A 20,108-nucleotide genomic window follows, 5' to 3' on the forward strand; every position below is an offset into this window, starting at 1 on the left:
GTTCGTCGTTCCAGTGTCGGTGAGCGGCCTTGGCGTCGACCACCCTGCAACCTTGGCGCCAAGCTCGGGACGGCCGGCGCCGGATGGACCGTGCCGCAGCCGCCAGACGCGCTCTGGGATCGGCGAAACGGTCCGCGACTGTTCAGCTCACACCACGCGACCCGATCGACACCGCGTCGTCCCAGGCTCAGGCCTGATCCAGGCCGTATAGCGAGTGGAGCGTGCGCACGGCAAGCTCCGTATAGGCCGCCTCGATCAACACGGAGAACTTGATCTCCGAAGTGGTGATCGCGCGGATGTTGATCCCCTTCTCGGCGAGTGCCCGGAACGCCTTGGCGGCCACGCCCGCGTGACTACGCATGCCGACGCCGATCGCCGAGACCTTCACCACGTCGGTGGCGCCCTCGATCTGAGCGTAGCCGATCTGCGTCCGCGCCTCGTCGAGGATCATGCGGGCGCGCTCGTACTCGGCGGATGGGACCGTGAAGGTCATGTCGGTGGTCGACTGATCGCCCGACACGGTCTGGATGATCATGTCGACGTTGATGTTGGCGTCCGCCAACGGCCCGAAGATCGCGGCGGCGACGCCCGGACTGTCCTTGACCTTGCGCAGGGTGATCTGCGCCTCGTCCCGGGAAAAAGCGATCCCGGTGATGATCTGCTGTTCCACGATGTCGTCCTCGTCGCAGATGAGGGTGCCCGGGCGCGCGGCGTCCGGCGGATCGAAGGAGGAGCGGACCGTGGTCGGCACCCGATGGACCATGGCGAGCTCGACCGAGCGGACCTGCAGCACCTTGGCGCCCAGGGAGGCCATCTCCAGCATCTCCTCGAAGGTCACCCGCTCCATGCGGCGGGCCTTCGGCACGATGCGCGGGTCCGTGGTGTAGACCCCGTCCACGTCCGTATAGATGTCGCATCGCTCGGCGCCGATGGCCGCCGCCACCGCCACCGCCGAGGTGTCGGAACCGCCGCGGCCCAGGGTCGTCACCCGGCCGGTCTCGGCATGGATCCCCTGGAAGCCGGCGATCACCGCCACCTCGCCCTTGGCGAAGCCGGCTTCGAGATTCGTCGGGTCGATCTCGGCGATACGGGCCGAGCCGTGGGCGTCCGAAGTCACAACCGGGATCTGCCAGCCCTGCCAGGAGCGGGCCTTGATGCCGTCCTTCTGGAGCGCGATCGCCAGGAGGCCGGCCGTGATCAGCTCCCCGGAGGCCACCACCGCATCGTATTCCCGGGGGTCGTAGAGCGCGTTCGCGTCCTTGACCCAATCGACCAGCTCGTTGGTCTTGCCCGACATGGCGGAGACGATCACGGCCACCTCGTAGCCCGCCGCGACCTCGCGGGCGACGTGGCGCGCCACGTTGCGGATGCGCTCGACGTTGGCGACGGAGGTGCCGCCGAATTTCATCACCAGACGGGGCATGGTCTCTCGATCGCGGTTCCCGATGGCGACGGGGTGGAACCCGTCGCGGCGACGGGGTGGAACCCGCCGCGGCGACGGGCCGGGACCCGCCGCGGGTCGGTCCGAAGGGTGCCCGGCGGGTACAAGCGGCTCGGTGAGGTGTCAACAACCGGCCAAGCATGGCGCGCGCGCGCCGCGGCGACTTACCCGGGGTCGCCATGATAAGGCGCGGGTGGAACTCTGAGGACGGAACGCGCATGGACAGGGCAGCCACGGACCACCGCACAGGGGGCTTCGTCGACCGCGGCGAGGTCGCCCGCTTCGACGCCCTCGCCGCGACCTGGTGGGACGAGGCCGGCCCGATGCGGGTGCTGCATCGGTTCAATCCCGTGCGGGTCGCCTTTATCCGGGACGCCCTCTGCCGCCGTTACGGGCGCGATCCGCGCGCACCTTTTCCGCTCGACGGGCTCTCGATCTGCGATGTCGGGTGCGGCGGCGGCGTGCTGTCGGAGCCGCTGGCCCGGCTCGGCGCGACCGTGACGGGCCTCGATCCGGCGGAGCAGAACATCGCGGTCGCCCGCGCCCATGCGGAGGCGGCCGGCGTGCCGGTCGATTACCGCGGCGAGACGATCGAAGCCGTGGTCGCCGCCGGAACCACCTTCGACGCCGTGCTGATCATGGAGGTCGTCGAGCACGTCTCCGACATGCCGGCCTTCGTGCGCACGGCCTGCGCGGCCGTGAAGCCCGGCGGGATGCTGTTCGCGGCGACGCTGAACCGGACGCTCCGCTCCTTCGCCCTTGCGATCGTCGGGGCCGAGTACGTCCTCGGCTGGCTGCCCCGGGGCACGCACGATTGGGCGAAGTTCGTGACGCCGGAGGAACTCGGCCGCGCGATCCGGGCGGGGGGGCTCGATGTCGCCGATACGGTCGGGGTCGTCTACAACCCCCTCACCGACGGATGGCGCACCGGCCGGGACAAGGCGGTGAACTACATGGTCGCGGCCGAGCACCGGGGCTGAACCGGGATGCCGCTTCCGCCGTTGGGATCGCGGCGGAGGAGACGGCGATGCTCGAGAAGATTCCCAGTGCGGTCGGCGAGGCCCTGTCTGGCCTGAAGGCCGGCATGGAGAAGACGGCCTTTCACGCGGACTTTCCGGACATCCCGGCCTCGATCACCGTGAGCAGCCCGGCCTTCGCCGACAGGAGCGCCATGCCTGTCCGCTTCACCGCCGACGGCGAGGGGCTGTCACCGCCGCTGACCTGGAGCGGCCTGCCGGTCGGAACCGCCTCCGTGGTTCTGCTGGTCGAGGATGCAGGGAGTCCGACGCCGCAGCCGCTGGTTCACCTCATCGCGTGGAACCTGCCCCCCGATCTCGCCCAGATCAGCGAGGGCGCCGTCTCCGATCCCGGCCCCGGAAAGACCCTCCCGCTCGGCAAGAACAGCTTCCTGCGTGCGGGCTGGCTGCCCCCGGATCCCCCGAGCGGACACGGACCACACGAGTACGTGTTCCAGATCTACGCCCTGCGGCAGACCCTCAATCTCTCGGACGAGCCGGGCCGCGGCGCGCTCCTGAAGGCCATGGACGGCCACGTTCTGAGCAAAGGCATGCTCATCGGGACCTACGCCCGGGCGTGAGCCCACGAACTTGAGCCGCTCAGCGACTGGTCGGCCCTTAACAGGCTTGCGCCCCGGTCGCGTTGTTCCGCGTCGGCCGTGCCTCTAAGGTCTTCCTCAGCTTCCCCGGTCCGGGCAGCACCGTCGAAACGATAGCGGAGAGCGGGCCTGTGGGGGTCGACGCGCGGACGAGGCGACAGGGCAGCGAAAGCGTGGCGCGCACGCTCGCCGCTTCAGACGTCGGCACCTGGGAATGGCATGGCGCCGACGAGATCCTGCGCTGCGACGCGGTCGCGGCCGCGATGCTGGGCGTGCCACCGGCCCGGAACGATCGCGGCGCGACCCTCGCGCTGCTCCTGGATCGCGTCCACCCCGGGGATCGGCTTCGGATCGGCGCCCGGATCGACGATCTCCTTCGCCAGGGCGGCCTCTTCGTGGCGCAGTACCGAACCGTGCCGGAACCGGACGACGTCCGATGGATCCTGGCGCGCGGTCGCTTCAGCCGGGACCGGGAGGGTCGGGTGAGCGAGGCGCGCGGGATCGTCATCGACGTGACCGCGAGCCACGGCGGGGGCTTTCTCGACGAATCCGCCTTCTGCGACCCGGACAAGTCTTCGGTCGGCATCGACCGGGTCGCCGGGCTGGCGCTGACACTGTTCGAGTCGGCGGGATCGGAGCTGCACCAGCCGGCATTCGAACGCCTCAAGCCGTTGCTCGACGTGCTGCTGCACGAGATCGGGCGCCAGCTGGTGGAGACGTCGCCGGCCGCGAACCTCGACATCATTCACTGAGCGGCATCGCGGCCGCGCCTTGCCTTGCCGGGGCGAATCCTGTTATGGCGGCGCCATCCCGCGATGCGTGTGCCGTGATCGCTGGACGCGCTCGCGCGTCCTGCCCCTCGGCGGCGTTCCCGATATCTCACCCATGGACGGCCCTCCGGGCTCGAGAGACCGATGAAGATCCGCAACTCGCTCAAGTCCCTGCGCGGCCGCCACCGCGACAACCAGCTCGTGCGCCGCAAGGGCCGGGTCTACGTGATCAACAAGACCCAGAAGCGCTTCAAGGCCCGCCAGGGTTGAAGGCTTTCGGCCCGGCCGCGGTCGGGCAAGGGCAGCCGCTCCCATACGGGCGCGGCTGCTTTCGCGTGCGCGGCACCGCGGCACGTTGACGGGTCTGTCGGCGGCGCACACTCTGGCGTCATGATCCCGACGCGCTGCCTCGCCGCCCTGGTCTTCCTTTCGGCCGTCAGCGCCGCGACGCCGGGGGCGCAGGCCGCAGCCGACGCCGGGCGGCCCAACCGCGCGGCGCCCGAGGCGAAACCCGCGCCGAAGCCGCCGAGCCTCGACGACCTGTTTGCCCGCCTGCGCGCCAGCGAGGATCCGGTCGAGGCCAAGGGGATCGCCCGGCTCATCGAGCGGCGCTTCGCCGGGTCCGGCAGTGCCACCGCAGACCTGCTCACGGACCGGGCCCGCCAGGCCGTCTCCGCGCACGAGTTCCCGCTCGCGGCCGAGCTGATGGACCGGGTCACGGCCCTGGAGCCCGACTGGTCCGAGGGATGGAATCGGCGCGCGACGGTGTTCTGGCTCCTGACCGACAGGGATGACGCCATCGCCGATCTGAAGCGGGCGCTGGTCCTGGAGCCGCGCCATTTCGAGGCCTGGGCCGCCCTGGGCCGGATCTACGAATCCCAGGACGATAAGGTGCACGCGCTGGCGGCGTTCCGCCGGGCCCGGTCACTCTATCCGCAAATGGACAAGATCGGCGAGGCGATCGATCGTCTCGCGCCGGAGGTCGACGGCCGCGACCTGTGACCCGGGTGCTCGGAATCGTGCTCGCCATCCTAGCGCTGCCCATAGCGGCGGTGAGCCTCATCCTGGCTGTCGGCGCCGTCATCAGCCTCGTGATCAGCCTGCGGGTCGGCGCGGAGTATCCGCCGGCCGGGCCCTTCGTCGACGTGACCGGCGGGCGCCTCGCCACGATCCAGGACGGGCCCGCGGGCGGGGTCCCGATCGTCCTCCTGCACGGTGCCTCGGCCAATGCCTCGGACCCGATGGAGGGCATCGGCCGCCGCCTTGCGGCCCGAGGGTTCCGGGTCATCGCCTTCGACCGGCCGGGATTCGGCTGGAGCGACCGGATCGCCGGCGGGGAGGCCGCGGCGCCGACCGTGCAGGCGCGGCTGATCGCCGAGGCGCTGTCCAACATGGGTGTCGGTCCGGCGATCGTGTTCGGCCATTCCTGGGCCGGTTCGCTGGCACTGGCGCTGGCCCTCGATCACCCGGAGCGGGTCTCGGCCCTCGTCCTCGCCGCACCCGTGGCGATGCCGATGCCGGACCGCATGCCGGACCTGCCGTGGTACTGGCGGCTCGCCGTGACGCCGCCGGTGGCGTGGCTGCTCAGCCGCACCATCGGTCCGCCGCTGGCGCAGCGTTTCCTGCCGGAGGCGGCGCGCCGGGTCTTCCGGCCGCAGCCGGAGCGGCCGGATTACCCGCAGGCGGCCCGGGCCGCCCTGGTCCTGCGCCCCGGGACGCTGCTCGCCAACGTCCAGGATCTCCTAGGCCTGACCACGGCGCTCGCGGCGCAGAGCCCACGCTACGGCGCGATCCACGTGCCGACCCTAGTGATCTCCGGCGAGGCCGATCCGATCGTGCGCAGCGACCTTCAGGCGGTGCCGCTCGCGCGCGCGATCCCGGGGGCGCGGCTCGTGCTGCTGCCGGGGATCGGGCACATGCTCCAGTACGTCGCCGCGGAGCGCGTGACCGAGGAAATCGCGCGGCTCGCCGGCGAGACGACCGCGGCCGTGCCGGCTGCCACGCCGTGAGCGGCGGGGTGGCGGCGCGGATCTCCGACAGGTCTCCCTGATCCGCGCCCTCCACCCGACCAAGCGCGATCTTTCGATCGGTTGCCCTGAGCCCTTCGATCGGACGCCGTTGAACGGCCACGGGCTGGCCTGCGCACAGGACCGGCGGGCGGGTCTTAAAAACCGGGTCGCATAGGAATCACGCCTTCTCGGCGTGCTCCCGCGTGATGAAGGCGAGCCGGACGAGGTTGGTGGCCCCGGGCGTGCCGAAGGGCAAGCCGGCGACCACGATCACCCGGTCGCCCACTGCGGCGAACTTTTCGCGCACGGCAAACTTGGCGGCGCGGAATGACATGTCGTCCACGTCGCTGGCGTCCTTCGTGACGATTGGATGGGTGCCCCAGGCCAGGGCGAGGCGCCGCGCGGTCTCCCGCCGGGGTGTCAGCGCGATCACCGTGGCGTTCGGGCGCTCGCGCGAGAGACGCAGGGCCGTCGATCCGGAACTGGTCCAGGCCATGATGGCGTCGAGGTCGAGGGCGTTGACCATCTGGTGCGCCGCCGCCGCGATGGCGTCGTTGGCCGTGTGGTCGGGGGTCGCACTCTGCGCCCGGATGATCGACCAGTAGAGCGCGTCCCGCTCCACCTGCTCCGCGATCCGGTTCATGGTCTCCACGGCACCGATCGGATGGGCGCCCGAGGCGCTCTCGGCCGACAGCATCACGGCGTCTGCGCCTTCGTAGACCGCGGTGGCCACGTCCGAGACCTCGGCGCGGGTCGGGACCGGCGCGGTGATCATCGATTCGAGCATCTGGGTCGCGACCACCACCGGCTTGCCGAAGCGCCGGGCGCTGCGGGTGATGCGCTTCTGCACACCCGGAACCTGCTCCAGGGGCATCTCCACGCCGAGATCGCCCCGGGCGACCATCAGCCCGTCCGAGATCTCGATGATCTCGTCGAGCCGCGCCAGCGCCTGCGGCTTCTCGATCTTGGCCATCACCAGGGCGCGGCCGGCGCAGACCTTCTTCACCTCGGCGACATCCTCGGGCCGCTGGACGAAGGATACGGCGATCCAGTCGGCGCCGGCATTGAGGCCGGCGTCGAGATCGGCCCGGTCCTTGTCGGTCATGGCCGGCACCGGGATCACCGTGTGCGGCAGCGACACGCCCTTGCGATTCGAGATCCGTCCGCCGACCTCGACCCGGGTCACCGCCCGGTTCTGCGACGTCTCGACCACCGAGAGCCGCAGCTTGCCGTCATCGAGCAGGATCGCGTGGCCGGGCTCCAGGGCCTGGAGGATCTCCGGATGCGGCAGGTGGCAGCGGTTCGAATCGCCGGGGGTCGGATCGCCGTCGAGCACGAAGGCGGCACCGGCCTCGATCATCACGGCGCCCTCCGCGAAGGTGCCGAGCCGCAGCTTCGGCCCCTGCAGATCCACCAGGATCCCGATCGGGTGCCTCGCCTCGCGCTCGATGGTCCGGATCGCCTCGACCTTCTCGGGCAGCAACTCCCGCGGCAGATGGCTCATGTTGAGCCGGAACACGTCCACGCCTGCGCGGAACAGCCGCTCGATCATCTCCGGCGAGTCGGAGGCCGGCCCGAGGGTGGCGACGATCTTCGTGCGGCGCGAGCGTTTCAAGCGATATCCTCCGGAATCCTCGGCGCGCGCCCTGGAGGCTCGCCGCGTGGTGATGATGGGACGTGGGTGTGCGCATCCGGGGCGGGGCCGCGCAAGGACACGGGCGGGACGTTACGGTTTCGCCGGCGCATCGGCCCGGTTGGGATCGGTGAGCTGGATGGTCCAGCTCTTCTGCTCGCCGGTATCGACCTCGAAGAAGCCGTTGCGGTCATAGCCGCGGGCAAGGCAATCTTCCATGCCCCGGATCGTGAACTCCGAGTCGCGCGTACACATCAGCGAGCGCCCGCTCCATTCGCCGCCGCGCGTATAGTCCACCGCGAAGACGTAGTAGAACCGGGCCGCCAGCGCGCCCTTGAGCAGGGTCTCGCAGGCTTTCGGCGCGAGGTCCCACCACCCCTCCGTGACCCAGCCCTGCGGATCGCGATAGCCGAGGGCGATGCCGACCTTGCTGCCGGTCTGGTTGCACAGGCGCAGATCAGCCTTCGCCGGACTCGCGCTGAAGAGCGCGAGCCCGGCCACCGTGACTGCGGAGAGGACCGGAGCGTGCAGCTTAATTGACCAGGATGATGCGGCAATCGTTGACATTGGTACGGGTCGGGCCGGGGTTCACGAGGTCGCCGAGGGCCGCGAAGAACGCGGTGGAGTCGTTCTGATCCAGCATCGCGGCCGGGTCGAGGCCGGCGGCGCGGGCCCGTTGCAGGGTCGTCGGATCGACGAGGCCCCCCGCCGGATCGGTGGCGAGACCGCGGCCGCCGTCGGTGCCGTCGGTGTCCGCGCTGATGCCGGAGATGCCCGGCTCCCCGTCCAGCGCCAGCGCCAGCGCCATGGCGTATTCCTGGTTCGGGCCGCCATTGCCCTCGCCCCGGATGGTGACGGTGAGTTCGCCCCCCGAGATCAGCGCGACCCGGCGCCCGGCCGCCTTGTGGCGCTTGGCCTCGACCGCGTGCTCGGCCGCGACCGTGCGGGCCTCGCCCTCCAGGTCGGCCCCGAGCATCACCGGCTCGTAGCCCGCGGCCCGGGCCGCCTCGGCGGCGGCGTTCAGGGCGTCGATCGGACGGGCGATGATCCGGTACTCGGCCCGGGCGAAGGCGGGATCACCGTCCTTAGGCGTCTCGTTGTTGGGGTCGTTCAGGAGGCGCAGGCCCTCCTCGGGCAGCGGGATACCCCGGCGCTCGCAGATGGCGCGGGCCTCGGCCAGGGTTGAGGGATCGGGCACCGTCGGGCCGGAGGCGATCACGGCCGGATCGTCGAACGGCACGTCCGAGATCGCGAGGGTGAGAATCCGCCGGGCGTTGCGGGCGGCCAGCGCGAGGCGGCCGCCTTTGATCCGGGAGATGTGCTTGCGCACCGTGTTGATCTCGCCGATCGGCGCGCCCGAACGCAGCATCGCCCGGGTGATCGCCTGCTTCTCGGTGAGCGTCAGGTCACCGGCCGGGGCGATCCAGTTGGCCGAGCCGCCGCCGGAGAGGAGCACCAGCACCTCGTCCTCCGGGCCGGCCTCGGTGGCGAGCCGCAGGGCCTCCTTGGTCGCCGCGAGACCGGCCTCGTCGGGCACCGGATGGCCCGCCTCGACCATGTGGATCCCCGGGGCGTCCTGGCCGTAGCCGTGGCGCGCCACCGCCAGGCCGACGATCCGGTCGTCGCCCAGCCCGTGCTGCTGCCGGTAGAACCGGCTCGCCACCGCGCTCATGCTGCCGGCCGCCTTGCCGGCGGCCAGGATGATCAACCGGCCCGGGCTCGGCGCCGGCAGATGCGGCGGCAGGCAGAGATCGGGATGGGTGGCGCGGATCGCCGCCGTGAGCAGGCGGTCGAGCAACGCGCGCTGCGCCTGGATGGCCGGATCGGCGACGGGCGGGACGGTCTCGGTCATGGCGTCGGACGGGCTCCTCTCTGACCCGATCGCGCGGTCCCCGCCCGTTTCTCTGCGGGCGGCGGGCCCGTTTCTTGCCGTGAGCGCACGATCCTTGATAGGTGATCTGCCCGAGCCGCCGCGCCACGGCAAGCGCCATCGGCACCCCCGCACAGATCTGAAGACCTCGGAGCCCCGTGACCCGTCCGGAGATTGAAGTGGCCACCCCGGATCCGTATCCGGCGCCGCATCCCTGCGAGATCATACCCGGCGACCCCGGCTGCGGCCTCGTCATCGCCTGCGACCACGCCTCGAACCATGTTCCGCCGGATATCGATCTCGGCCTGCCGGCCCGCGAGTTCGCCCGGCACATCGCCTACGATATCGGCGCGGCGGCGGTGACCCGGCGCCTGGCCGCGCAGCTCGGCGTGCCGGCGATCCTGACGAACTTCTCCCGCCTGATCATCGACCCGAACCGCGGGCGCACCGACCCGACGCTGGTGATGCGCCTCTCCGACGGCGCCGTGGTGCCGGGCAATGCCCGGATCGACGAGGCCGGCAAGCAGGCGCGGATCGCCCGCTTCTACGCGCCGTTCGACGCCGCCATCGCGGCGGCGATCGCTCGGGCCGAGGCCGCCGGCCGGCCGCCCGCGATCCTGACCATGCACAGCTTCACGCCGTATTGGCGCGGCAATCCGCGGCCCTGGCATGTCGGCATCCTCTACGACCGCGACGCGCGTTTCGCCCGCCCGCTGATCACGGCCCTCGAAGCCGATCCCGCCGGCCTGACGGTCGGCGACAACGAACCCTATGGCGGCGGCCTGCCGGGCGACACGATCGATCGTCACGCCACCGCGCGCGGCCTGCCCAACGCCCTGGTGGAGATCCGCCAGGATCTGATCGCCGGCGAGGAGGGTCAGCTCGAGTGGGCCGCGCGCTTCGCCCGCATCCTCCGGCCGCTGATCGCGTCTTGATCCCGGCGCGCCCGGTCCCGAAATCCTGGGACTGTGCAAGAAGTGGAAAGCCTTCAATGAGCGAGATCGACGCCCAGACCCGGACCGAACTCGAAGCGGCCGTGTTCCGCAGGCTCGTCGCGCACCTGCGCGCCCGCACGGACGTGCAGAACATCGACCTGATGAACCTCGCGGGATTCTGCCGGAACTGCCTTTCGAACTGGCTCAAGGACGCCGCCGACGCCCACGGCGTGCCGATGACCAAGGACGAGGGCCGCGAAGCGGTCTACGGCATGCCCTACGGCGCCTGGAAGGCGCAGTTCCAGACCGAGGCGAGCGCCGAGCAGCAGGCGGGCTTCGCAGCCTCACGGCCCGAGGGACACTGAACGGCCGCGAATCGGCTAAGCTTCCGGTAAGTTCGCCCCGTTAACCACGGGTCGAGGGCGCAACCGCGCCGTGCAGTCCGGAGAGCTCCATGAACGCCCATTCGATGCCCAGCGCCGCGTCCCAGCGGCCCGGCGGCGACGTCTCGTCGGCCGAGGGCGTGGCCGCCGACGAGCTGAAGCAGTTCATCGAGCGCCTGGAGCGGCTGGAGGAGGAGAAGGCCGGCATCATGGGCGACATCAAAGAGGTGTTCGCCGAGCTGAAGGGCCGGGGCTTCGACGCCAAGGCGGTCCGCACGATCCTGCGGATCCGCAAACAGGATCACAGCGAGCGCCAGGAGCAGGAGGCCATCCTCGAGCTCTACATGCAGGCCCTCGGCATGGCGTAGGCCAGGGTCCGGGACGACTTCCGCCCGTTCGGGGCGACACGGCCCCGAACGGCGGCTCAGGGGGCGTCTGGGCGGCGGACCGACGGGACCGGGGACCCCGGTTGCGATCTCACTGCGCGTCGATCGCGGCCGGGCGGCTCTCCCCGCTCAAGCCGAGGGTGCGGCCTGGATAGCCGGCGGTATCGAAATAGCGCGTCCCCCCGACCGTCTGATACGTCAGGATCGTCGCCAGACCGGTGGCGTCCGGGTCCGAGCGCACGACCTTCGCTTCGGTTATGGGCGTCGCGCCGTTGACCAGAGCCTCGGTGAGGACGCGGCCGACCAGGGTGCCCTTTGCGGGGATCGTGAGATCGAGGATCCGGGCGATCGTCTTGCCGAGGTCAGCGTTGCTCGCCGGGACCGGGCTCTCGAGGCCGGCGCGGAAGCTCGGGCCCAGGGCGCCCATCACGTTCCTCGTGTCGGCCCGCGAGAAGCTGCCGTGCATGCCCTGGCCCTGCTGCAGCGCTGTGTCCGAGACCTCGACGCCGCAGGTGGTCGGATCGGCGCAGCCGGTGGAGAAGCTCCGGAAGTTCACGACGATGGCGGGCATCGGGGTCAGCGCCGAGCCGTCGAGGGCGATGGCCGAGAGCGGTAGCGTCCCCGGGATCGAGCCGAGGGCGGCGCTGACGAACAGGCCGCTCACATAGTCCTGCCGCGACAGGGCCTCGACCACCCGGCGCGCCAGGGCTTGGTCGCCGTTGGGGAGGTAGACGAGGTCGGACCCGCCATTGGCCGCCACCACCACGTCCGGCTTGACCGGGTCGGTGCCGATCAGGCCGTTCGCCCGGCTCGGGAAGCTGTCCGGTGCGAGCTTGGCGCCCTTGGCGTCGGGATCGAACAGGTTCGAGCCGAGGGCATGCGCGATGTCGATGGCGACGAAGCCGGGCGGAAGCTGACGGGTCGGGACGCCCTTGTAGCTCTGGGTGGCCGCGAAGCTCGTCGCGCTCTCCTTGGAGATGGTCGAGAAGCCGTGATCCGAGGTCAGGATCACGTCGGTCGTGTCGGCGAGCCCCTGCTCCTTCAGCGCGGCGAGCAGGGTGGCGAGGTTGGTGTCGGCGTTGTGGATGGCCGCCAGGCTGGTCGGGCCGTTGATGCCGGGAATTAGCCGGCCCAGACTGTCACCCTGGTTGTGCTGTGTCCCATCCGGATCCCGCGACCAGAACACCAGCACGAAGGGGGCCTTCCGCGCCGCGAACAGCGGCAGCACGGCCTTGGTCGCCACGTCGGCGAAATAGGCCTGCTGCTCGACATTGGCCGCGACGGTGCCCGGCGTCTCGGCGTTCCCGGCCGCTCCGTTGGCGCCCCGCGTCGGCGCCTGGACGGGCAGGCCGGCCGCGCCGAGGCGGGTCTTGAGCTCGTCGCTCAGCGGGATCCCGCCCGCGCGCCCCGTGCTGTCGTCGATCAGGATCGTCTCCTGACCGGCGCGGGCGGTGTGATCGAAGACCAGGGACGGCCCGAGCTTGCCAATGCTCGCGGTGGACAGGCCCTTGGCATGGGCGGCCCGTAGGATCGTCTCCTCGTTCAGGTAATTGCCGGCGAAATGCTCGTCGACGTCGCCGAGGACCGGGTCGTTCTCCAGGAACGGCGTGAGGCTCTCGCCCGCACCCGGCACCGGAAACGCCGTGTAGATCGTGTTCCCGTACTGGCCGGTATCGCCGAGCATGTGCCCGGTCGCCATGGCGGTGGCATTGGGCATCGTGAAGGTCGGGAACAGCGAATGGGTGTTGGTGAACCGCACGCCGGCCCTCATGAGCCGGTCCATGGTCGGGGCATTCGTGGCGTCGACCATGCCGTAGCGCAAGCCGTCGGCGACGAACAACACCACATTGCGCGGCTCTGCCTGCGCTCCGGACGCGCCGAGGAGCCCCAATCCGATCAGGCAGGAAGTGAGTGCGCGCAGCACGATGACTCTCCGTTGCGTCCGGCAAGCGGCGTGAGCGGAGACTGTGACAGGCGCGTGACAGAAGGCTTGCGGGGCGTCGTGCGAGAAGGAGCACGATCGGTTCCGCGTCTCTCCCTCCCCCGCAAAGGGGGGAGGGAGAGCGCGGGACGATCTTGAACCGCATAAACGAGAATCCGGGCGCACCCGTCCAGATTCCCGTACGTAATCGAGCGCCCTCAGGCCGCGCGCTTGGCCCGGTTCAGCAGCTTGCGGTTGATCAGGACCTCGGCGATCTGCACGGCGTTCAGGGCCGCGCCCTTGCGCAGGTTGTCCGAGACGCACCAGAAGTTCAGGCCGTTCTCGATGGTCGCATCCTCGCGGATGCGCGAGACGTAGGTCGCGTCCTCGCCGGCTGCCTCGTGGGGCGTGATGTAGCCGCCGTTCTCGCGCTTATCGACCACCAGCACGCCGGGGGCGCTGCGCAGGATCTCGGTGGCCCTCTCGGCCGAAAGAGGCCGCTCGAACTCGACGTTCACCGCCTCGGCATGCCCGATGAAGACCGGAACGCGGACCGCGGTCGCCGTCAGCTTGATCTTGGGATCAAGCATCTTCTTGGTCTCGGCGACCATCTTCCACTCTTCCTTCGTGTAGCCATCCTCCATGAACACGTCGATGTGGGGGATGACGTTGAAGGCGATGCGCTTGGTGAACTTGCCGTCCTGCTTGATCTCGCCGGCGGTGAAGACCGCGCGGGTCTGGTTGAACAGTTCGTCCATCGCCTCCTTGCCGGCGCCGGAGACCGACTGGTAGGTCGAGACCACCACGCGCTTGATCGTCGCCGCCTCGTGGAGGGGCTTCAGCGCGACGACCAGCTGTGCGGTCGAGCAATTCGGGTTGGCGATGATGTTGCGCTGGGAGAAGCCGACCACCGCGTCGGCATTCACCTCGGGCACGATCAGCGGCACGTCCGCGTCGTAGCGGAAGGCCGAGGAATTATCGATCACCACGCAGCCCTGCTGGCCGATGCGCGGCGACCATTCCTTCGACGTCTCGCCACCCGCCGACATCAGGCAGATGTCCGTGTCGGAGAAGTCGTAGGTATCCAGCGTTTTGACCTTGAGCGTCTTGTCGCCGTAGGAGACTTCCTGACCCTGGCTGCGGCGCGAGGCCAGAGCCACAACCTCGTCGGCGGGGAAAGCCCGCTCGGCCAGAATATCGAGGATCTCGCGGCCCACGTTGCCCGTGGCGCCGACGACGGCGACCTTGTAACCCATCTCTCGTCTCCGCGCGGAAAACCCTGACCGATCCGGGCGCCGCGCCCCTGCCAGACATATCGGCCGAAGGATCGTTCGTGCCGGACAGCGCCCATCGACGGGCGCGACCGCAGACCCCGTCCTGATCGGAGGTGGGATCGACGGTCGGGCCGAGCAAGGCGCGCAAGGGTCAGCCCTGTCAAGGCCGGCTCCCGCGCAACGATCGATTCACCCTGCGCCGGAAAAGCCGACGGCGGGACGCGGACCGGAAAGGGAATTCAATCCTTTCCTGCGACGGTCGCGGGCGGACCATGGGGTCCGTTGTCCGCACGGGGTGCCATGCTGATCGGATCGGCAGATGCGAGGGCCGGGATCGCGCCCGCGGGGCTCGTCGAGCGGACCGCGCTGTCGCCGGGGGCGCTCGGCCTGCGCCTCGTCCTCGCCTCTTCCATCATCGCCCTGCTGTGCGTCTGCGCGTGGCGTCCGGTAGTCGGGCCCGCCGCCACGGTCCCCGGCATGTCCCTGGCCGCTGCCGGCACCGGGCTCGGCTTCGTCCCGACGATGCGGCCGTCGGCGGCACCGCCGCCCCTGCCCGCGGCCCGGTTCGACGTGGCGGAGCCCGGTCTCGACCCCGTGCGCGTGTCCGCCCGGATCGATCCGCGATCGGGCCTGCGCGAGGATACGCTCACCCGGGGCGACTTCGATGCCCTGGAGGCGCCCGCGCTGCGGGTGACGCTCAGCCGCGGGATGGAAGCCGGCGCGGCACCTACGCTGTTCGTCCTGCTGGCCCGGCGGGCCGCAACCGGCCCGACCATCGATCGGCCGGCCCTCTCGGTCCTGCGGACCGGTGCGCGCGGCCAGATCGACACCAAGTTCGGTGCGGTGGAAACCCTGGAGGTGACCTTCGGCGGACCGTTGCCGCGAACCTGCGCGGGCTTCGTCACCCACGGAGCCGCCTTCCGGCTCGACGGCTGGTCCTGTGCCCCGCTCGGGCGGCCGCCCGAGCTCCAGGCGCTGGCCTGCACACTCGACGCGCTGCGCTTCCTCGATCTGGGCGATCCGGAGACGACCGCGGCCTTCGCGGGCGCAGCGTCGACGCGGTCCTGTCCTCCCGTCTCGCAGGTCGCGGAGGCTGCGGACGGGGCCGGATCCAGCGCGAAACGGTCGCGAAATAAAAAATGAGGCTCAAGTGTGGCAAAACGCGTAAGCTCGGCCTTAGAGGCGGAACAACAGCCTCGGCCAAGCGTCTTCTCGTCAAAGGCGGCGAACTGTTAAGTTTCGCCCGTCACACTGGTGACACTCACAGATAAGGTTGGCCATGCGCTCGCTCAGAATCGCCCTTCTCGGCGTCATCGCCGCCACCGGCCTCGGCGCGTTGGCCTTCGCGCCCGCCGAGGCGCAGGATGGCTTCGTTCCGGGCCCGATCTACCGGGTCAGCCGCCCGCTCCCGATCCGCGTGCGCCCCCGCAGCTGGCTCGACGCCGGCAACGTGCCGCTCACCTCCAACGTTCCGGGCGCCGGCGGCTCGCGCAACCCGGCCCTCAACCCCTACCTGATCGCTGCCTCCAACCAGCTGACGCCCCCCTACGGCCCGAGCGATCGCTACGGCCGCGGGATCCTGCCGGATCCGATCACCAACGGCCCGTTCATCGGCGCGCGCTCGTCCGCGGTCCGCAACGTCGACCTGTCCTTCGTCGACCGGCTGGACCCGACCTCGCCGCTCTACGGCCGCCCCTACTGATCACAATCGTCCAGACACATCGAACGTTGTGCAGCGCGGGCCCTCGGGTCCGCGTTTCGCGTTTGCGGCCTCCTCATCCGGGCCTTCACGGATACCCGATATCCTGTATGCCAGGAGCGGTGGGCATGGGTGTGCCGCCGCCGCGAGGGTTGTGCCATGAAGCCGTTCGATTGGGTGTCCGGGTATCCGTCCCTGCGCATGCCGATGTTCGGGCGCAATTGCGTGGCGACCTCGCACGCCCTGGCCGCGCAGGCCGGGATCCAGATGCTGCAGGCCGGCGGCAACGCCGTGGATGCGGCCATCGCCACGGCGGCCGCCAAGACCGTGACCGAGCCGTGCAGCAACGGTCTCGGCTCGGACGCCTTCTGCATCCTGTGGGACGGCCAGGCGCTGCACGGCCTCAACGCCTCCGGTGGGGCCCCGGCGGCCTGGACCCGCGACTACTTCCTGCGGAAATACGGGCCCGCGGAGCGGCCGCCGATGCGGGGCTGGGATTCCGTGACCGTCCCCGGCGCGGTCGCCGCCTGGGTCGCGCTGAGCGAGCGCTTCGGCCGCCTCCCCTTCGCCGACCTGATGCAACCGGCGATCCGCATCGCCGAGCGCGGCTATCTCGCGCCGGTGGTGGTGCAGCAGAAATGGGCGGCGGCCGCCCGGGTCGAGGCGATCACCCGGCAGCCGGGCTTCGCGGAGTTCTTCCTGCCCCGCGGCCGGGCCCCGGAGGTCGGCGAGTTGGTGACCTTCCCCGGCGCCGAGAAGACCCTGCGGCTGATCGGCGAGACCAAGGGTGAGGCCTTTTACCGGGGCGAGATCGCCGAGGCGATCGCCGCCCATGCCCAGGCCCATGGCGGCGCCCTGACGGCGGCGGACCTCGCCGGGTATCGCCCCGAATGGGTGACGCCCACCGCCCAGGACTACCGCGGCTACACGCTGCACGAGATCCCGCCGAACGGCCAGGGCATCGCCGCGCAGATCGCCCTGGGCATCCTGGAGCATTTCGACCTCGCCGGTCTGGCCGTCGACGGACCGGAGGCCCAGCATCTCCAGATCGAGGCGATGAAGCTCGCCTTCAGCGACACCTACCGCTACGTCGCCGATCCGCGGGGGATGGCGGTGACGCCGGAGGCGATGCTCGACCCGGCCTATCTCGCGGATCGCGCCCGGCTGATCGACCGGAACCGCGCCCAGGTGTTCGGCCCCGGCAAGCCGCCCGCCGGCGGCACCATCTACCTCACCGCGGCGGACGAATCCGGCATGATGGTGAGCTTCATCCAGTCGAACTTCATGGGCTTCGGATCCAGCGTCGTGGTTCCCGGCTGGGGAATCTCGCTGCAGAACCGTGGCTACGGCTTCGTGCTCGATCCGGAGAGCCCCAACGTCGTCGCCCCCGGCAAGCGGCCGTTCCACACCATCATCCCGGGCTTCCTCACCCGGGACGGGGCGCCGGTGATGAGCTTCGGCGTGATGGGCGGCAACATGCAGCCGCAGGGCCATGTCCAGACCCTGGTGCGGATGCTCGACCACGGCCAGAACCCGCAGGCGGCCTGCGACGCGCCGCGCTGGCGCGTGAGCGAAGGCCTCGACATCAACGTCGAGGCGGCGATGCCGGCCGCCACCCTCGATCGGCTGAAGGCCCTGGGCCACCGGCTGGAGGTGATCCAGGATAGCTATCAGGATTTCGGCGCCGGCCAGTTCATCTGGCGGATGGGCGACCCGGCGGTCGAGGGCTACGTGGCGGCGAGCGATCCCCGCCGCGACGGACAGGCGGCGGTCTGGTGAGGCGCTACTTCAGCTGGACGCTGTCGACCAGCTCGCGGAACTTCGCGAGCACCCCGGTCCGCTGGTCCTCACGGACGACGCCGAGCGCGCGCAGATAGCCGTCCGGGTTGAATCGGATAGTCTGCGAGACCACCACCGGCATGTTGGTCGGCTGGTCGACGGCGCGGGCCACGATCTCGTGCCAGTCGACGCCGTTCGAGCGGTAGCTCTGCGCCCGCTCGATCACGAAATCCTTCAGGGTCTGGTTCGAGGCCAGCGCCGCGCGGGCGAAGCCGTCGCGCTGCTCGGCGGTCGGCGGCTGCTGCACCGCCTGCGCCAGCACCAGGATCGGCTGCTCCAGATTCTGCATCTGGTCCTTGGGGCCCTGGGTCAGCAGGACGGAGTTTCCGGCGAGCACCCGGACGGGACGGAAGCCCGCCAGGTCGGCGATGCGGAAGGGCAGCGCGTCGACCTGCTGGTCCAGCGTCAGCGCCGGACGCAGGCTCACCCCGGTCACCATCCGCCGCATCGAGTCCTCGGTCTCGGCGTCGGGCAGCGCCTGGGCGATGACCAGGCCTGTCACGGTGGGCGCGCCGACGACCAGGATCCATTTCCGGATCGCCGGCGCGGAGGCGTTCGGGTCGGCGGGCTGCTCGCCGGTGTAGAGCATGCCCTCGTTGTCGCCGATCTTGATCTCTTCGCGCTTCTCGACCGCGAACCCCTGGCTCAGGAGGTTGGCATCGGTGAAGCCGCTGACGAGTTCCGCGAAGGCGTTCGGCGGCAGTTCCACCACCGAGACGGTGGCCCCTCCCTCCTTGCGCTCGAAGCCCGAGAAACGCCGCGACAGCGTCATGTCGGCCGGGGGCTCGAAGCCGAAGCGCGAGCCCGGCGGGAAGACGGCGTCCCCGGCCCGGGCCGGGGCACCGGGTCCGAATGCCAGGGTCGCGAGCACGAGGGTCGCGCGGACGAGGTTCCGCCCGCGACGCAGCGTCAGGTTACGCACCAGCATCGGCCTTCGTGTCTCCCCGGCGGGCCCGGTGGGCCGCGCCTTGCGCGATGCGTCCGACGGCGCGCCGCCGCTGTCAAGCGGCTGGAAGATCAGGATATTGGGAGGCCCGATCAGCCGGCGGGCGCGGTGACCCGGCGCAGCGTCAGGTTGCAGCGGCCCCCGGTCGGCAGAAACCCGGCGCGTGAATCCGCGTCGAGCAGATCGCCCGACGGATAGAGCCGGTCGATCCCGTGATGGATCAGCCGCGCGGCGCCGCCGATGACGAGGGCGTCGCCCGCGAGCAGCCGGACCGAGCGCGTCGGATCTTTGCGCCGCAGGCCGCCGTAGCGGAACAGAGCGGGCGCCCCGAGGGACAGGGAGACGACCGGGGCGGACAGGTTCGCCTCGTCCCGGTCCTGGTGGAGCCCCATGCGCGCGCCCGGGTCGTAAAGGTTGATCAGGCAGGCCTCCGGCGGGGCTGGGTAGCAGGCGAGCCGGTCCCAGGCCGCCAGGGCCGTGTGCGGAATCGCCGGCCAGCGCCGTCCCGTCTCGGGATGCACCGCCTGATAGCGGTAGCCCCGGATGTCCGAGACCCACCCGAGCGGCCCGGCATTGGACATCCGCACGGAGAAGGGCGTGCCGGTGCGCGGCATCCGTGGCGTGATGGCTGGCGCGTCGTCGAGCACCGCGGCAACCTCGTCGGCCAGGCGGAGGCGCGCCGCCGGATCGAGGAAGCCCGGGTGGTGGATCAGGCCGGGTGCGAGTTCCCGCGCCACTCAGCCGGCCGCCGCGTCCCGTTCGAGAACCGACCTGGCCGCGACGGTGGTGTCCGCGTGGAGACGGTAGATCAGGGGCTCGCCGGTCCGGATCTCCAGCGCCGCGACCGTCTCGCTGTCGAGCTGATCGAGGACCATGACCAGGGCCCGCAGCGAATTGCCGTGGGCCGCCACCAGCACCCGCTCGCCCCGCATCACCCGGGGCAGGATCGCCTCGATATAGAAGGGCAGCACCCGCGCCGCCGTGTCCTTGAGGCTCTCACCGCCGGGCGGCCGCACGTCGTAGGAGCGACGCCACTGGTGGACCTGCGCGTCGCCCCAGCGGCCGCGGGCCTCGTCCTTGTTGAGGCCCGACAGGTCGCCGTAATCGCGCTCATTGAGCGCGCCGTCCCGCAGCACCGGGATGGCCGCCAATCCCATCTCTTCGAGCATGAGCGCGCAGGTGTGCTGCGCCCGCACCAGCCCGGAGGTGAACGCGACGTCGAAGGCGTGGCCCGCCCGCTTTAGCGCTTGTCCCGCGGCCCGGGCTTCGGCGATGCCGCGCTCGGTGAGGTCGGGATCGCGCCAGCCCGTGAACAGGTTGAGCCGGTTGAATTCGCTCTGGCCGTGGCGGGCCAGGACCAGGATGCGTTCCATCGGCGGTGCGGTCC

General features: G+C 70.6%; 21 protein-coding genes. 12 read left to right on the forward strand and 9 right to left on the reverse strand.

What is annotated here, in order from left to right:
• Positions 1-187 precede the first annotated feature (187 nt).
• Positions 188-1,423: an aspartate kinase gene (locus AC3IF1_RS26055; protein WP_489219946.1), complete on the reverse strand. Its 1,236-nt coding sequence runs from the start codon at positions 1,421-1,423 to the stop codon at positions 188-190.
• 236 nt (positions 1,424-1,659) lie between these two features.
• Here AC3IF1_RS26055 and ubiG point away from each other — a divergent pair, with 236 nt between their 5' ends.
• The 6 genes from ubiG (at position 1,660) to AC3IF1_RS26085 (ending at position 5,835) form a co-directional block, all read left to right on the forward strand.
• The gene (ubiG, locus tag AC3IF1_RS26060) at positions 1,660-2,421 is read left to right on the forward strand and encodes a bifunctional 2-polyprenyl-6-hydroxyphenol methylase/3-demethylubiquinol 3-O-methyltransferase UbiG (protein WP_489219947.1); all 762 of its coding nucleotides are present in this window, start codon (positions 1,660-1,662) and stop codon (positions 2,419-2,421) included.
• Positions 2,422-2,468: 47 nt separating this feature from the next.
• Positions 2,469-3,038, forward strand: coding sequence for a YbhB/YbcL family Raf kinase inhibitor-like protein (locus AC3IF1_RS26065; protein ID WP_489219948.1), 570 nt, complete (start codon positions 2,469-2,471; stop codon positions 3,036-3,038).
• 149 nt (positions 3,039-3,187) lie between these two features.
• Positions 3,188-3,808, forward strand: coding sequence for a PAS domain-containing protein (locus AC3IF1_RS26070; protein ID WP_489219949.1), 621 nt, complete (start codon positions 3,188-3,190; stop codon positions 3,806-3,808).
• Between the two features lie 162 nt (positions 3,809-3,970).
• The gene (ykgO, locus tag AC3IF1_RS26075) at positions 3,971-4,096 is read left to right on the forward strand and encodes a type B 50S ribosomal protein L36 (protein WP_003601867.1); all 126 of its coding nucleotides are present in this window, start codon (positions 3,971-3,973) and stop codon (positions 4,094-4,096) included.
• 120 nt (positions 4,097-4,216) lie between these two features.
• Positions 4,217-4,828, forward strand: coding sequence for a tetratricopeptide repeat protein (locus AC3IF1_RS26080; protein ID WP_489219950.1), 612 nt, complete (start codon positions 4,217-4,219; stop codon positions 4,826-4,828).
• Positions 4,829-4,845: 17 nt separating this feature from the next.
• Positions 4,846-5,835: an alpha/beta fold hydrolase gene (locus AC3IF1_RS26085; RefSeq protein WP_489219951.1), complete on the forward strand. Its 990-nt coding sequence runs from the start codon at positions 4,846-4,848 to the stop codon at positions 5,833-5,835.
• A gap of 178 nt (positions 5,836-6,013) precedes the next feature.
• Here the strand turns inward: AC3IF1_RS26085 and pyk are convergent, their stop codons facing one another.
• The 3 genes from pyk to AC3IF1_RS26100 form a co-directional block, all read right to left on the reverse strand.
• Entirely contained in the window at positions 6,014-7,450 is a 1,437-nt protein-coding gene (pyk, locus tag AC3IF1_RS26090) for a pyruvate kinase (RefSeq protein ID WP_489219952.1), read from the reverse strand.
• A 111-nt stretch (positions 7,451-7,561) separates the two neighbouring features.
• Complete coding sequence (locus tag AC3IF1_RS26095; protein WP_489219953.1) at positions 7,562-8,035, reverse strand: DUF1036 domain-containing protein; 474 nt, start codon at positions 8,033-8,035, stop codon at positions 7,562-7,564.
• Positions 8,001-9,320: a glycerate kinase type-2 family protein gene (locus AC3IF1_RS26100; RefSeq protein ID WP_489219954.1), complete on the reverse strand. Its 1,320-nt coding sequence runs from the start codon at positions 9,318-9,320 to the stop codon at positions 8,001-8,003. Before AC3IF1_RS26100 ends, AC3IF1_RS26095 begins: the two co-directional genes overlap by 35 nt.
• A 176-nt stretch (positions 9,321-9,496) precedes the next feature.
• On the opposite strand from AC3IF1_RS26100, the gene AC3IF1_RS26105 reads away from it, so the two are divergent.
• The 3 genes from AC3IF1_RS26105 to AC3IF1_RS26115 all read left to right on the forward strand — a co-directional run bounded on the left by AC3IF1_RS26105 (position 9,497) and on the right by AC3IF1_RS26115 (position 11,024).
• Positions 9,497-10,273, forward strand: a complete 777-nt coding sequence (locus AC3IF1_RS26105) for an N-formylglutamate amidohydrolase (protein WP_489219955.1) — start codon at positions 9,497-9,499, stop codon at positions 10,271-10,273.
• 56 nt (positions 10,274-10,329) lie between these two features.
• On the forward strand, positions 10,330-10,638 hold the full coding sequence (locus tag AC3IF1_RS26110; protein ID WP_243965759.1) for a DUF1244 domain-containing protein: 309 nt from the start codon (positions 10,330-10,332) through the stop codon (positions 10,636-10,638).
• 104 nt (positions 10,639-10,742) lie between these two features.
• Entirely contained in the window at positions 10,743-11,024 is a 282-nt protein-coding gene (locus AC3IF1_RS26115; RefSeq protein ID WP_243965991.1) for a DUF2312 domain-containing protein, read from the forward strand.
• A gap of 109 nt (positions 11,025-11,133) precedes the next feature.
• Here AC3IF1_RS26115 and AC3IF1_RS26120 read toward each other — a convergent pair whose 3' ends face one another.
• Both AC3IF1_RS26120 and AC3IF1_RS26125 read right to left on the reverse strand, forming a co-directional pair.
• The gene (locus tag AC3IF1_RS26120; protein WP_489219956.1) at positions 11,134-12,966 is read right to left on the reverse strand and encodes an alkaline phosphatase family protein; all 1,833 of its coding nucleotides are present in this window, start codon (positions 12,964-12,966) and stop codon (positions 11,134-11,136) included.
• Positions 12,967-13,181: 215 nt separating this feature from the next.
• Positions 13,182-14,219: an aspartate-semialdehyde dehydrogenase gene (locus AC3IF1_RS26125; protein ID WP_489219957.1), complete on the reverse strand. Its 1,038-nt coding sequence runs from the start codon at positions 14,217-14,219 to the stop codon at positions 13,182-13,184.
• Positions 14,220-14,519: 300 nt separating this feature from the next.
• Between AC3IF1_RS26125 and AC3IF1_RS26130 the strand changes: the two genes are divergently transcribed.
• From AC3IF1_RS26130 to AC3IF1_RS26140, 3 genes are all read left to right on the forward strand, one after another.
• Positions 14,520-15,380 (forward strand): hypothetical protein, encoded by an 861-nt coding sequence (locus tag AC3IF1_RS26130; RefSeq protein ID WP_489219958.1) that lies wholly within the window; start codon positions 14,520-14,522, stop codon positions 15,378-15,380.
• A gap of 136 nt (positions 15,381-15,516) precedes the next feature.
• A complete protein-coding gene (locus AC3IF1_RS26135; RefSeq protein WP_489219959.1) occupies positions 15,517-15,939 on the forward strand; it encodes a hypothetical protein in 423 nt (140 codons plus the stop codon).
• Between the two features lie 156 nt (positions 15,940-16,095).
• Entirely contained in the window at positions 16,096-17,715 is a 1,620-nt protein-coding gene (locus AC3IF1_RS26140) for a gamma-glutamyltransferase family protein (protein WP_489219960.1), read from the forward strand.
• 4 nt (positions 17,716-17,719) lie between these two features.
• Here AC3IF1_RS26140 and AC3IF1_RS26145 read toward each other — a convergent pair whose 3' ends face one another.
• The 3 genes from AC3IF1_RS26145 to AC3IF1_RS26155 form a co-directional block, all read right to left on the reverse strand.
• Entirely contained in the window at positions 17,720-18,703 is a 984-nt protein-coding gene (locus AC3IF1_RS26145) for a hypothetical protein (protein WP_489219961.1), read from the reverse strand.
• A 110-nt stretch (positions 18,704-18,813) separates the two neighbouring features.
• Entirely contained in the window at positions 18,814-19,458 is a 645-nt protein-coding gene (locus AC3IF1_RS26150) for an alpha-ketoglutarate-dependent dioxygenase AlkB (RefSeq protein ID WP_489219962.1), read from the reverse strand.
• A complete protein-coding gene (locus AC3IF1_RS26155) occupies positions 19,459-20,094 on the reverse strand; it encodes a 2,3-bisphosphoglycerate-dependent phosphoglycerate mutase (RefSeq protein ID WP_489219963.1) in 636 nt (211 codons plus the stop codon). It lies immediately after the preceding gene.
• Positions 20,095-20,108: the final 14 nt, after the last annotated feature.

The sequence above is a fragment of the Methylobacterium sp. E-012 genome, from assembly GCF_057836545.1.